General features: G+C 70.7%; 13 protein-coding genes and 1 pseudogene. 7 read left to right on the forward strand and 7 right to left on the reverse strand.

Annotation, left to right across the window (positions count from 1 at the left end; genetic code table 11):
• Positions 1-2 precede the first annotated feature (2 nt).
• From ACIOHP_RS01065 to ACIOHP_RS01075, 3 genes are read left to right on the forward strand one after another with little or no spacing between them, the layout of a single operon-like run.
• Positions 3-1,217, forward strand: coding sequence for a toxic anion resistance protein (locus ACIOHP_RS01065; protein ID WP_401882139.1), 1,215 nt, complete (start codon positions 3-5; stop codon positions 1,215-1,217).
• A complete protein-coding gene (locus ACIOHP_RS01070; protein WP_401882142.1) occupies positions 1,214-2,773 on the forward strand; it encodes a substrate-binding domain-containing protein in 1,560 nt (519 codons plus the stop codon). The genes ACIOHP_RS01065 and ACIOHP_RS01070 overlap by 4 nt, the downstream gene beginning before the upstream one ends.
• Positions 2,760-3,353: a hypothetical protein gene (locus ACIOHP_RS01075; protein WP_361548635.1), complete on the forward strand. Its 594-nt coding sequence runs from the start codon at positions 2,760-2,762 to the stop codon at positions 3,351-3,353. The genes ACIOHP_RS01070 and ACIOHP_RS01075 overlap by 14 nt, the downstream gene beginning before the upstream one ends.
• On the opposite strand, the gene ACIOHP_RS01080 is transcribed toward ACIOHP_RS01075, so the two are convergent.
• The 7 genes from ACIOHP_RS01080 to ACIOHP_RS01110 all read right to left on the reverse strand — a co-directional run bounded on the left by ACIOHP_RS01080 (position 3,350) and on the right by ACIOHP_RS01110 (position 10,649).
• Entirely contained in the window at positions 3,350-4,531 is a 1,182-nt protein-coding gene (locus tag ACIOHP_RS01080) for a hypothetical protein (RefSeq protein ID WP_401882145.1), read from the reverse strand. The genes ACIOHP_RS01075 and ACIOHP_RS01080 overlap by 4 nt on opposite strands.
• Positions 4,528-5,319 (reverse strand): PP2C family serine/threonine-protein phosphatase, encoded by a 792-nt coding sequence (locus tag ACIOHP_RS01085; RefSeq protein ID WP_401882148.1) that lies wholly within the window; start codon positions 5,317-5,319, stop codon positions 4,528-4,530. The genes ACIOHP_RS01080 and ACIOHP_RS01085 overlap by 4 nt, the downstream gene beginning before the upstream one ends.
• Positions 5,320-5,322: 3 nt before the next feature.
• Positions 5,323-6,084 carry a hypothetical protein gene (locus ACIOHP_RS01090; protein WP_361480277.1) on the reverse strand — a complete coding sequence of 254 codons (762 nt, stop codon included), beginning with the start codon at positions 6,082-6,084 and terminating at the stop codon, positions 5,323-5,325.
• 26 nt (positions 6,085-6,110) lie between these two features.
• Positions 6,111-7,028: a hypothetical protein gene (locus ACIOHP_RS01095; protein ID WP_401882150.1), complete on the reverse strand. Its 918-nt coding sequence runs from the start codon at positions 7,026-7,028 to the stop codon at positions 6,111-6,113.
• 115 nt (positions 7,029-7,143) lie between these two features.
• Positions 7,144-7,500 (reverse strand): hypothetical protein, encoded by a 357-nt coding sequence (locus ACIOHP_RS01100; RefSeq protein WP_307026517.1) that lies wholly within the window; start codon positions 7,498-7,500, stop codon positions 7,144-7,146.
• 85 nt (positions 7,501-7,585) lie between these two features.
• A complete protein-coding gene (locus tag ACIOHP_RS01105) occupies positions 7,586-8,572 on the reverse strand; it encodes a serine/threonine-protein kinase (RefSeq protein WP_361548623.1) in 987 nt (328 codons plus the stop codon).
• Between the two features lie 253 nt (positions 8,573-8,825).
• Positions 8,826-10,649, reverse strand: a complete 1,824-nt coding sequence (locus ACIOHP_RS01110; protein WP_401882154.1) for a phosphoenolpyruvate carboxykinase (GTP) — start codon at positions 10,647-10,649, stop codon at positions 8,826-8,828.
• 329 nt (positions 10,650-10,978) lie between these two features.
• Here ACIOHP_RS01110 and ACIOHP_RS01115 point away from each other — a divergent pair, with 329 nt between their 5' ends.
• The 4 genes and pseudogenes from ACIOHP_RS01115 (at position 10,979) to ACIOHP_RS01130 (ending at position 13,089) form a co-directional block, all read left to right on the forward strand.
• A complete protein-coding gene (locus ACIOHP_RS01115) occupies positions 10,979-11,692 on the forward strand; it encodes a hemolysin III family protein (RefSeq protein ID WP_361480289.1) in 714 nt (237 codons plus the stop codon).
• 89 nt (positions 11,693-11,781) lie between these two features.
• Positions 11,782-11,952, forward strand: coding sequence for a hypothetical protein (locus ACIOHP_RS01120; RefSeq protein ID WP_401882158.1), 171 nt, complete (start codon positions 11,782-11,784; stop codon positions 11,950-11,952).
• A 48-nt stretch (positions 11,953-12,000) separates the two neighbouring features.
• A pseudogene (locus ACIOHP_RS01125) lies at positions 12,001-12,817 on the forward strand (MFS transporter).
• Complete coding sequence (locus ACIOHP_RS01130) at positions 12,817-13,089, forward strand: hypothetical protein (protein ID WP_401882161.1); 273 nt, start codon at positions 12,817-12,819, stop codon at positions 13,087-13,089. The pseudogene ACIOHP_RS01125 and the gene ACIOHP_RS01130 overlap by 1 nt, the downstream one beginning before the upstream one ends.
• Positions 13,090-13,091: the final 2 nt, after the last annotated feature.

The following is a 13,091-nucleotide window of genomic DNA, read 5'->3' on the forward strand; positions in this document are numbered from 1 at the left end:
GAATGAGCGGCTTCAACAACACCAGCCAGAACAGCAGTCGGCAGCACACCCTCAGCGGGGACGACGTCTTCACGCTCACCCCGCCCGAGGCCGTGGCACCCGTGCCGCGGGAGAAGGCCGGCGGGCTCGTCCCCGTCGACGAGAGCGTCCGTGCCGGCATGGCGCAGAAGGCCGCCGACTATGTCGCGGGGCTCGCCGCCCTGGACGCCCGCTCGCCCGAGTTCGCGGGCAAGGTCGGTGAGATCACCGGGCTCGGCGCCGGCGAGATGCGTACCGCGGCCGCGCAGTCCAACCGGATGCTGGAGCGGACCATCCGCAGCCTGCCCGACACGGGCGGGGACGCCCAGTCGCAGGTCGCGGGCTCGCTCGTGGAACTGCGGCGGGTGGTGGAGGACCTGGACCCGCGCGACCTGCCGGCCGCCAAGGGCCGGAAGTTCCTGTCCCGGCTGCCCGGGGGCAACAAGGTGCGCGACTACGTCGCCAAGTACTCCTCCGCACAGGGGACCCTCAACAGGATCGTGGGCTCGCTGCGCGGCGGACAGGACGAACTGCGCCGGGACAACGCCGCGTTGCAGACCGAGCGGGTCCGGCTCTGGGAGAGCATGGGCAAGCTCCAGGAGTACGTCGTCCTCACCGAGGCCCTGGACACGGCCGTCGAGCGGCACATCGCCGCGGTCGGCGACCCCGAGGCGGCCGACTCGCTCCGCGCCGACGTGCTCTTCCCGGTCCGGCAGAAGCACCAGGACCTACTCACCCAGCTCGCGGTGTGCGCCCAGGGCTACCTCGCCATGGACGTCGTACGCCGCAACAACGAGGAGCTGATCAAGGGCGTCGACCGGGCGGCCACGACCACCGTGTCGGCGTTGCGGATCTCCGTGATGCTGGCCTCCGCGCTCGACAACCAGAAGAAGGTCATCGAGCAGGTCAACGCGTTGCGCGGCACGACCGAGGACCTCATCCGGGGCAACGCGGAGATGCTCGCCACGCAGAGCGGGGAGATCCAGCGCATCGCCGCCGACCCGGCCGTGGGCGCGGAGACCCTGCGGTCGGCGTTCCAGCAGATCTACCGGACCCTGGACGCCATCGACACCTACAAGGTGCAGGCGACCGAGGTGATGGCCTCGACCGTGGAGTCCCTGACCTCCGAACTCCAGCACGCCTCCGCGTACCTGGAGCGCAGCCGGTCGCGGAGCGCGCTGGAAGGGGGGCTCGGATGAGACGACCCCTCGCACTGGCCGTCGCGGCGCTCGCCCTCCTGACCGCGTGCACGTCGACGGGGTCGCCACGGCACGGGGACGGCGTGAGCACGCCCGGTGTCGTCGGCTCCTACGAGCCCGGCACCCTGCGTGTCCTCGCCTCCAGCGAGCTCGGCGACATGACGCCGGTCCTCGACCGCGTCGAGAAGGACACCGGTATCAAGGTCCGCCCCGTCTATCTGGGCACCCTGGACGCGGTCGACCTGCTCGCCGAGGGCAAGGCGGACGGGACGTACGACGCGCTGTGGCTGTCCTCCAACGACTATCTGCGGCTGCGCCCCGACGTGGCGAGGAAGGTGGTCTCCGAGACACCGGTGATGTCCAGCCCGGTGGCGATCGGGATCAGGAGCGCCTCGCTGAAGTCCCTCGGCTGGAAGCCCGGGCAGGTGACCTGGGCCCAGGTCGAGCAGGCCGTCCGGGACGGCCGGCTGACGTACGGCATGACCGATCCGTCCCGCTCCAACTCCGGCTTCTCCACCCTGGTCGCCGTCGCCTCGGCCCTCTCCGGCGCCCAGTCGGCGCTCACCGACGCGGACGTCACGAAGGCGACCCCGCGGCTGAAGGAGTTCTTCCGGGGCCAGAAGCTGACGTCGGGCTCGTCGGGCTGGCTGGCGGCGGCGTACGAGCGGCGCGGGACCGTCGACGCGCTCCTCAACTACGAGTCCGTCCTCAAGGGCATCCCGGGCCTCACCGTGATCCGCCCCCGGGACGGCGTGGTCACGGCCGACTACCCGCTCTCCTCCCTCGCCGCCACCGACACAGCGGTTCGCGAGGACGTCCGCCGGCTCGCCGAGGCTCTGCGCACTCCGGAGATCCAGCGCGAGATCACCGAGCGCACCCACCGCCGCCCGGTGGTCCCCTCGGTGTCCCCCGCGTCCGGCCTCGACACCGACCGACGGCGCGAACTGCCCTTCCCGGGCAGCCGTTCCGTCGCCGACGGGCTGCTCGACTCGTACGAGAACGAACTGCGCCGCCCTTCGCGGACCGTGTACGTCCTGGACACCTCGGGCTCGATGGAGGGCGACCGGCTGGCGCGGCTGAAGACGGCCCTGACCGGGCTCACCGGTGACTTCCGGGAGCGCGAGGAGGTCACGCTGATGCCGTTCGGGTCGGACGTGAAGAGTGTGCGGACGCATGTGGTGGACCCGGCCGATCCGCGGTCCGGGCTCGACGGGATCCGCAAGGACACCGACGGGCTGGAAGCCGACGGCGACACCGCGATCTACACCTCGGTGCAGAAGGCATACGAGCAACTGCGCGTCGACAAGGACGCGTTCACGTCGATCGTGCTGATGACGGACGGCGAGAACACGACCGGGGCGGACGCCGGGGAGTTCGACGACTTCTACCGCGGACTCAGCGGCCCCCAGCAGCAGATCCCGGTCTTCCCCATCCTCTTCGGCGACTCCGACCGGGGGGAACTGGAACACATCGCCGAACTGACCGGCGGCCGCCTCTTCGACGCCCGGCAGGGCTCGCTGGACGGCGCCTTCGAGGAGATCCGTGGCTATCAGTGAGTACCTCGAGTCCCGGAAGAACATCACGGGCAGCGTGTGCGGGATCGCCGGGCTGGGGCTGACCTTCGCGGGGGTGGCGGGCCCGTACTGGCCCGTCGTCGTCGTGGGGCTGTACGGCGCGGGCGCGCTGATCGCCCCGCCGGAACGGCCGCCGCTGCCGGACTTCCCGGACGCCTCCGCCCGGCTGGACGCCCTGCGCGGTGACTTCGAGACCCTCCAGACGTATCTGGCGGGGATCGAGCTGCCGCCCGCCGCGGCCGGCCGGCTCACCGAACTCACCGGGCTGCTGGGCGCGTTGCTCGATCCCGGCTGGTCGGCAGAGCTCCTCGCGCACGATCCCGAGGGCGTGCACACGCTCTCCCGGGCGGTACGGCAGGACGTTCCCGAGGCCGTCGACACCTTCGTACGCACCCGGTGGTGGACGCGTCTCGCACCGGGCCAGGAGGCACCGGAACGGCACCTGGAGCGGCAGCTCACGCTCCTCCAGGAGGAGGCCGAGGGGCTGGCGGCGGCGCTGCGCGAGACGGAGGCGCGGCGGCAGGAGTCGCACACGCGGTATCTGGAGGACCGGGCGAACTAGCCCCCGTTGTTCAGGGCGATGGCCGCGATCACGAGGAACACCACCAGCGCGATCAGCAGGAACACCACCTTCAGCGCACCGAACCCGGAGCCCGAAGGCACCTCCTGCGGCACCATCGGAGGCGGCGGGGGCGGCAGCGGTAGCGGCCGGGGGCCGTTGAACACGTCGTGGCCGGTGCCGACCGCCCGTACGCACCATGGGCAGTCCGGCAGATGGGCGCCGTACGCGTGCAGCGGCCGCGCCTGGCACACCCGTATCTGTGCGCGCTGCCGGTCGAGGGCGCGCAGCCATGCCTCCGCCGGCGGGCGGGCGGCGGGGGCGTGGACGCCGGGGCCGAAGGCGGCGCGGGAGAGGGTGAGCAGGTCGGGCGGGAGGACGGACGGGTCGATGGTGCCGCGCGGGATGACGACCTGCTCGGGGCGGACGACGTAGGAGCAGCTGGCGGCGATGTTGTCCTTGACGGTCGACTCGGAGGTGCTCTCGTGCGGGACGCCCCCGAAGGGGTGGTTGCCGGCGGTGAGGAGCTGGTAGACGAGGACGGCGAGGGCGAAGTCGTCGCTGGAGCGGGTGGCGGGGCCGCCTGCCTGCCGCTCCGGGGCCGAGTAGTCGGTGGTGTGCATCAGGCACGGGAACGGCTCGCCGGTGACGGGGTCGGTGAAGGCGATGGAGTCGCAGTCGAGGAAGGTCACGAAGCCGTTGGCGTCGACGACGACGTTGCTGCTGGAGAAGTCGCCGATGACGAGGTGGTCGTGGTGCATGCGCGCGGTCATGAAGGCGAGGTTCCAGGAGACGCCGACCAGGAAGCGCCAGTCCGCCTGGGGGAAGAGCCTGAGGCGCTGGGCGCGGGTGAACAGCCCGACCAGCTGGACGTGTTCGGGCTCGCCGAACCGGTGCATGGCGTAGCCGAGGAACGCGCCCTCGGGGCTGCGGGCCATCGCGGTGGGCCAGGCCAGTTCGGGCGGCTGGGAGCGGTCGGTGGGGCGGGCGGCGAGGGGGGACATGGTCAGCATGCGGGCCAGTCGGCGCTCCTGGTCGGGGCCCGGCGGGTCGCGGTAGAGCTTGACGACGGTCCCGTGGTCGCCCTCGACGGGGAAGACGGCCGCCTGTCCGCCGCCCTTCAGGGGCTGCTCGGCGAGGACGACCGGTTTCCCGTCCAGGTGGACGACGCGGCCGCTCATGGCCGCGCCTTGCGTACGGCTCGCAGCAGGGTCTTGTCGTCGGCGTTGAGCGCGGTCAGCCGGTCCGACCTGAGCAGTGCGGCCAGGTTGTCGTGCGCGGAGTCGGTCACCGGTCCGGGGCCGTCGAGGGAGCGGAAGACGGCGTCGGCGAAGGAGGCGTTGGGGGCCGGGGTGCCGCCGCCGGTGCGGGAGAGGGCGGCCTGGGCGAGTCCGTCGGTGGAGAGCAGGACGCCGTCGATGCCCGGGTCGCACACACAGTCGGTGCGCATCCAGCGGGCCGCGTCGGGCGAGGTGAGGAAGACCGTCTCGTTGCTGTACTCGCTGGCGTCCGCGGCCTGCGGCAGCACATGGAACTGCGGTTCGCCGTCCTCGGCTCCGGCGCGCAGGACGACGAAACCGTCGCCGACGGTGAGATGGCCGAGCCAGTCCGGGGCCAGCACGACGACAGTGAGGGTGGTCGCGAAGTCCGCGGCCGCCGCGCCCGTGGTGTCCAGGAACGCCACGGTGATCTCGTGGAAGGCGTCCGCGAGCAGGTCGTGCACGGCCTTGCCGGGCGGACTGTGGACGACCTCGCCGGCCCGTCGTACCAAGTGTTCGGCGGCCAGCTCCACAGCGAGCCGCGAGCCCTCGTCGGAGCGCGGCCGGCTGCCGGCGCCGTCCGCGACGGCGAGCACGGCGACCGGTCCCTCCGTGACATGGGCGCAGGCGTCCTGGCAGGGCAGACCGTCCCGGCGGTGCCGGTAGCCCTCGACGCTCATGCCGTGGATCCGCCAGTCGGCCCGGCCCATCGCTCAGCTCTCCCAGGCGGGGCGCTGGGTCTTGAACTGGCTGAAGATCTTCTCGAAGACCTCGTCGCCGGCGCCCTTCTGTTCGGCGTTGGCGCTGGCGGACATCATCTGGAGCAGTTCGCGGAACGGGAAGCCGTGGATGGTGGCGTTGAACTTCGGGGCGAACGCCCGCAGGACCTGCTCGCCGGTGTCGGTGATGCCGCCGACGCCGATCGCGTACAGCCGGAAGCGGCGGGCCTGCTGTTCCTCGGCGAGTACGGGGACCAGCCGGTGCCAGGAGTCGGTGCGGCGGCCGGTGGCGTCGGTCGGGATGCCGTCGGTGACCAGGCAGATCTGCGGGCGGTAGTACTGGAGTCCGGAGGCGCGCAGTTCGGCCTTGCGGGCGGCGACGATGTGCATCGACAGCTCCAGTGCCTCCGTCATCAGGGTCACGCCCGCGGCGCCGAGCTGCGGCGGGCGGAACATGTGCGCGGGCACGAAAGGGCTCACGGGGGCGCCGGGGGCGAGGGGTTGCGGACCCCGCCAGGCGGCGACCCCCTGTCCGCCGAAGGTGACGACGGCGACCTCGACGCTGTAGCTGAGGGCCACGTCGTCGTGCAGTTCACGCGTCCACTCCAGGAGCGCGTTGTTGAGCGTCTGGATCGGCGGGCCCGCCATGGAACTGGACGTGTCGAGACACAGCACCAGCGGCAGCCGCTGCGCGTTGTTCTCGAACTCGATGTCGGCGTACTCCGCCGGCAGCGTGGGCGGGTATTCGCTGGACATGGGCTTCTCCTGGTGGAGCGGTACGTCTAACGGGCGTGGGCGTGGCGCCCGGCGGCGGGCGGGTAGGCGTGCAGGACGTCGGAGTCCGGCTCGGGCGCGTCGGTGACGTCGACTCGGGAGCCGGGCGCGGGCGGCACCTGCCCGGGCTCCGCCCACACGGCCCGGTACAGGACGCGGTCGAGTTCGACGTATCCCTGGGGGTGCAGGTCGGTGCGGACGACGGCGGGGCGGGTGGGGCCGCTCGGGCCGCGGTGCCGGCCGGGGCGGGCGGGCGTCGTGCGCAGGGCACGGGTGGGCTCGTCGGCGCTGCGGGCGGCCGGCGCCGGGCCGGTGGCGGGGGCGGGGGCCGTGCGGGTGCGGCGTACGGCGAAGTAGAAGGCGATGAGGAGGAGGACGAGAAGAGTGGCTACGACGATCAGGAGCCAGTCCTCGTAGCCCAGGCCGGAGCCCTCGGGCGAGTCCAGGAAGTACTCGGACTCGGGGAGGCCCGCGATGCCCTGCTCACTGATCAGCTCGGCGCCGGACACCGGCTTGGCGGACCCTGGACCGACCAGGTCGCACAGGTCGCCGGGCCCCTTGGCGCAGGCGCCGACGCCCTCCAGTTCCGTGACCTGTGTCGAGGTCAGCCGGGTGACAAGGGCATTCGGGTGGACGAGCCGGCGGCCCGCCAGCACGAGCAGCGCGGTGCCGCCCTCGCCGGTCGTCACCCCGTCCGGCACCTGTACTTCGAGGTTGTGGCGGCTGCCCAGCATGGTGGTGGCGACGGCGTTCCGGTCCCGCTGGTCACCGTCGAACGGCAGCTTCCGGTCCACGGTGACCGTGACGGCGTGATCCTTGATCTCCCGGGTCCAGCAGCGCAGCCTTTCCGCGAAGACCCCGTCGCATGCCCCGTCGGCATGCGCGGGCACCGCGGAGACCAGGGCGGCGAACAGCCCAAGAAGCACGGTGAAACAGAACGAACGCCTCATGGGCACCCCCGTGGCCCGAATTGACCCTCGCTCATATTGGAGCCAACAGGCCTGTTCCCGATAGGGGTTTACGCTTTCCCACGTTTCTCTTCTACAACTGGAACACCTCATGACAACGGGTGAACATCTGCCGCGCCCGTTCCACCCAATCACTGGCCAAAGCATCGAAGTCCGCTTGGGTGACCCGGCAGGTCAGCGGCAGATCGCACACCCCTGCGAGACACGGCCGCGGCCCCCGGACGTCCCACACGGAGAGCATGGGATTCAACTGTTCGGTATTCCAGGCGTTCGATGCCGCCGCGGCGACCGCCAGTTGGTCGTGACGCAGGAAATTCCCGTCCGTGACAAAGGCGACGAGCAGCCGCTTGGTGGTCATGAATCTGACCGTGAGCGTGCGTCCCGTGTCCTCGAGGTCGAATTTCAGGGACACGGAATCGGTGTCGGTCACGGCGTGGAAATTCCGGCCGGCACCCCAGTTCCGCACCAACTGCCGCCAGTGCGTGCCGATTTCAAGGGCCGGGCCGGTCGAGGGCTCAGACGGTGCCACGGCCCACCGCCCGGGCGACCATCGCGTCGGTCAGCCCCGCGTCCAGCAGTGCCTGGGCGTGCAGCATCAGACAGGAGGGCACGGACACGCTCGTACCGGCGGCGCGGCGCGCGGCCAGCTCGCCGACGCGGATCTCGATGGTCCGGCGTACCTTGGGCGGCGGCCACGAGGGCGCCTGCGGGGCCTCCTCCAGCAGTTCGGTCAGCAGTGCCTCCAGCCGCGGCCGTTCCTCGGGCCGTTTGGCCAGGCAGCGCGCTATCAGCGGACGCAGGGCATGCGGTACGCCGTCGAGGTCGGGGTCGCCGAAGACCACCTGGTAGCGCACCGACTCCCCCGCCCCGTGCGGCGGGCGGCCCGACAGCGCGTACACCAGCACTCCGCCGAGGGAGAACACATCGCTCTCCGGTCCGACCCGCGCTCCCTTCATCTGCTCGGGCGACATGAACGGCGGTGTGCCGACGATGAGTCCGACCTTGGTGAGGCCGGGTGCCCCGTCGACACGGGAGATCCCGAAGTCGATGACGCGCGGCCCGTCGGAGGCGAGGAGCACGTTGGACGGCTTGAGGTCGCGGTGCACGACTCCGGCCGCGTGCACCGCCTGGAGCGCCTCGACGAGGAACGCGCCGAGGCGGCGCACCTGGTCCTCGGGCAGCGGCCCGTCCGTGCGGACCGCCTCGGCGAGCGAGGGGCCGGGGACGTACATCGTGGCGAGCCAGGGCAGTTCGGCCTCGGTGTCGGCGTCGATCACCGCCGCGGTGTAGGCGCCGCTGACGATCCGGGCGGCGGCGACCTCGCGCGCGAAGCGTTCCCGGAACTCGGGTTCGGCCGCCAGCTCCGGGCGCACCACCTTCACCGCCACCTCGCGCCCGGCGGGCGACCGTCCGAGATAGACCCAGCCCATGCCGCCGGACCCGAGCCGTCCGACGATGCGGTACGGCCCCACCTTCAAGGGATCGCTGACCGGTGTGCGCACCCCGCTCACCTCATTTCGGGGTTCGTTGCAGGATGTCCCGAGTGTCCCGCGAAATCCTCGTCCGCACAGAGGTGATGAGGAAAAAGACGAAGGCCTGTCGTCGGTCTCCCGTCGGGGCGGACGGGAGACCGACGACAGGCCTCAAGCCCCGCACGCCGTTGTACGGAACCTCGTCGGCTGTCACCGCGGCCGGCCGTGACGATCACTGGTCAGGGCAACATCCGGGCCGGCCGCGGAGTCTTCGGGGCGGGACTCAGCCCAGGCGCTGCACCAGCGCCCGGTACTCGTCCCACAGTTCCTTCGGGGTGTGCTCGCCGAAGGTGTTGAGGTGCTCGGGGACCAGGGCGGCCTCCTCGCGCCAGACCTCCTTGTCGACGGTGAGGAGGAAGTCCAGGTCGGACTCGGAGAGTGCGAGGCCCTTGGTGTCCAGCGCGCCCTTGGCCGGCAGCACGCCGATCGGGGTCTCGACGCCCTCGGCCCTGCCGTCGAGACGATCGACGATCCACTTCAGGACACGGCTGTTCTCGCCGAAGCCGGGCCAGACGAACTTGCCCTCGTCGTTCTTGCGGAACCAGTTGACGTAGTAGATCTTCGGGAGCTTCGACTGGTCCTTGTCCTTGGCGACGTCGATCCAGTGCCCCATGTAGTCGCCCATGTTGTAGCCGCAGAACGGCAGCATGGCGAAGGGGTCGCGGCGCAGCTCGCCGACCTTGCCCTCGGCGGCCGCGGTCTTCTCGGAGGCCACGTTGGCGCCCAGGAACACACCGTGGTTCCAGTCGAAGGACTCGGTCACCAGCGGTACGGCGGTGGCGCGCCGTCCGCCGAAGAGGATCGCCGAGATCGGCACGCCCTTGGGGTCCTCCCACTCGGGCGCGATGATCGGGCACTGGGCGGCGGGGGTGGTGAAGCGGGCGTTGGGGTGGGCGGCGGGGACACCGGAATCCGGCGTCCAGTCGTTGCCCTTCCAGTCGGTGAGGTGGGCCGGAGTCTCCTCCGTCATGCCCTCCCACCAGATGTCGTTGTCGTCGGTGAGTGCCACGTTGGTGAAGACGGAGTTGCCCCACAGCGTCTTCATGGCGTTGGCGTTGGTGTGCTCGCCGGTGCCGGGCGCGACGCCGAAGAAGCCGGCCTCGGGGTTAATGGCGTAGAGGCGGCCGTCCTCGCCGAACCGCATCCAGGCGATGTCGTCGCCGATCGTCTCGACCGTCCAGCCGGAGATCGTGGGCTCCAGCATGGCGAGGTTGGTCTTGCCGCAGGCGCTCGGGAAGGCGGCGGCGACGTACTTCGACTCACCCTGCGGGGGCGTGAGCTTGAGGATCAGCATGTGCTCGGCGAGCCAGCCCTCGTCGCGGGCCATCACCGACGCGATGCGCAGGGCGTAGCACTTCTTGCCGAGCAGGGCGTTGCCGCCGTAGCCGGAGCCGTAGGACCAGATCTCGCGGCTCTCGGGGAAGTGCGAGATGTACTTGGTGGAGTTGCAGGGCCACGGGACGTCCGCCTCGCCCTCCGCGAGGGGGGCGCCGAGGGTGTGGACGGCCTTCACGAAGAAGCCGTCGGAGCCGAGCTCGTCCAGGACCGGCTGCCCCATCCGGGTCATGGTGCGCATGGAGACGGCGACGTAGGCCGAGTCGGTGATCTCGACGCCGATGGCGGAGAGGTCCGAGCCGAGGGGGCCCATGCAGAACGGGACGACGTACATCGTCCGGCCCTTCATGGAGCCGCGGAAGACGCCCTTGTCGCCGGCGAAGATCTCCCGCATGTCGGCGGGGGCCTTCCAGTGGTTGGTCGGGCCGGCGTCCTCTTCCTTCTCGGAGCAGATGAAGGTGCGGTCCTCGACGCGCGCGACGTCGGTCGGGTCGGAGGCCGCGTAGTAGGAGTTCGGGCGCTTGATCGGGTCGAGCTTCCTGAAGGTGCCCTTCTCGACGAGCTCCTCGCACAGGCGCTCGTACTCGGCCTCTGATCCGTCACACCAGACCACGCTGTCCGGCTGCGTCAGTTCTGCGATCTCGTTCACCCACGAGACCAGTTCCTTGTGCTGGGTGGGGATGACGGGGGGAGCCGCGATGTCGCGCGCCACGATTGCTCCTAAATGAGGGATTTTTTGTTTGGAGGCCCCGTGGGGGCTGCGACCCGGATGCTTCTGGTGGTGCCCTGGCGCTCATCCGGTGCCGACCGCACTCATCTGATCATCCGTCTCGAGTGCCCATCTGTCCAGAAGGCCTCACACTTGAGCGGAGTGAGGATTGCCACGTGTCGGAGTGTTGCCAACCGTGCACTTTGGGTTCACTTGACACTTCCTTGACCGCGCCCTCACGGCGTCAACTGCCATGAGATGATGGCCACTCTCGGCCCTTGCGGGGCTCGCACTCATCCGCAACTTACGGTTCCGTAGGTACGATGCAGTGCATGACTGCGTCCGCCTCCGACGCGCCCCTGGACTCGCCGGCCGCCGGCCGCAACCCCGTGGCGCTCTCCCTGCCGCAAGAGATCAAGCCAAAGCTCCGGGGCTGGCTGCATCTCGGCATGTTCCCGGCCGTGCTCATCTCGGGCCTGGTGCTCACCGCCCTCGCGGACTCGACGCGGGGCCGTATCGCCTGCGGGATCTTCGCCCTGACCGCCTGCCTGCTGTTCGGCGTCAGCGCCCTGTACCACCGGGGCAACTGGAGCCCGCGCATGGACGGCGTCCTGCGCAGACTGGATCACGCCAACATCTTCCTGATCATCGCGGGCACCTACACCCCGCTGACGATGCTGCTCCTGCCCGGCACGAAGGGGCAGTGGCTGCTCTGGGGCATCTGGGGTGCCGCCCTGGCCGGAATCATCTTCCGTGTCTTCTGGGTGGGCGCTCCGCGCTGGCTCTACACCCCGTGCTACATCGCGATGGGCTGGGCGGCGGTCTTCTTCCTGCCCGACTTCATGCGCACCGGCGGCATCGCGGTCCTGGTCCTGGTGATCGTCGGCGGCCTGCTCTACAGCGCGGGCGGTGTGATCTACGGCCTCAAGCGCCCCGACCCCTCCCCGCGCTTCTTCGGCTTCCACGAGGTCTTCCACTCGCTCACCCTGGCGGCGTTCGCCGTCCACTACGTCGGAATCTCGCTGGTGGCGTACCAGCACGCGTAGCGGCGTCACCCCTCTTCAGGGCCACGGCTTCAAGCCGTGGCCCCTTTTTTCATTGACAGAGGCTACTTTTTGAGAGCCACTCTCATTTCATGGGCGCTTCCACTTCTGACCCACGGCGCTGGTGGGCCCTCGCCGCCCTCGTCACGAGCATGCTGACCCTCGGCTTCGACACGACGATCCTCGATGTGGCGCTCCCGACCATGGCCGCCGACCTCGGCGCCTCGACCGGCGAGCACCCGGGGGTCCCCCCAGGCGTCTAGCACTGGGGGAGGATGGCGGACGCGTACGTGATCGTGTTCGCGGCGCTGATGCTCCCCGCCGGACTGCTCGGCGACCGCTTCGGACGGCGGCGGATGCTGATCGCCGGACTCGGCGTCTTCCTCGCCGGTTCACTCGTGGGCGCCCTGGCGGGGGACGTGCACTGGGTCATCGCCGCCCAAGGAACAGCCCAAGGCCACCGCCATCATCTCCGCCGCCTCGGCGCTCGGACTGCCGCTCGGCCCGATCATCGGCGGCTGGCTGCTCAACCACTTCTGGTGGGGCTCGGTCTTCCTCGTCAACGTCCCGATGGCCGCGATCGGCATCGCCGCCTGCGTCTTCCTGCTCCCCGATACCCGTGACCCCGGCTCCCCCAGGGTCGACCCCGTCTCCACCGCGTTCACCGCGGCCGGCCTGGGCGCCCTGGTCTACGCGATCATCGAGGCGCCCACCCACGGCTGGGGCGACCCGCTGGTCCTGCGCGAACGCCGGATGGAGCGGCCCATGCTCGACATGACCCTGCTCGCCCACCGAGGCTTCCTCTTCAACACGATCGCCGCGACCCTGGTCATGTTCGTCCTGTCCGGCCTCCTGTTCGTGCTGCCGCCCTACCTCCAGGCCGTCCTCGGCAACGACGCCCTCGGCACCGGCGTACGTCTGCTGCCGATGATGGGCGGCATCCTGGTCGCCTCCCGCACGGCCCCGCAGGCCGCCACCCGCTTCGGCGCCCGCGCCACGGTCAGCGCCGGCCTGGTGGTGCTGTCCTTCGCCGCGCTCCTCGCCACCCGTACGACGGTCGACTCCGGCTCGGCTTCACCGCGTTGTGGCTCACCGTCACCGGCCTCGGCTTCGGCTCCGGGCTCCTGATGACCCTGCGCCAGGTCGGCGGCGCGATCGGTATCGGCCTGCTCGGCAGCCTGTTGGCCGACACCTACCGGGACCGGCTCGACGTCACCGGGCTGCCGGCGCGGGCGGCCGACACCGCCGGGGAGTCCGTGGTCGCGGCACACCTCGTCGCCGGGAAGGCGAGCCCCGGAGCGGCACTCCTCGCGGCGGCGTTCCTGCCGGGGGCGCGGAAGGCCGACGAGAGCGCCGGCACCCCGGACATGGTGGCCCCGCAGGCCGATGCCCGACAATGAAC

It is taken from the genome of Streptomyces sp. NPDC087859, assembly GCF_044742595.1.
Classification (GTDB): Bacteria; Actinomycetota; Actinomycetes; order Streptomycetales; family Streptomycetaceae; genus Streptomyces; species Streptomyces canus_F.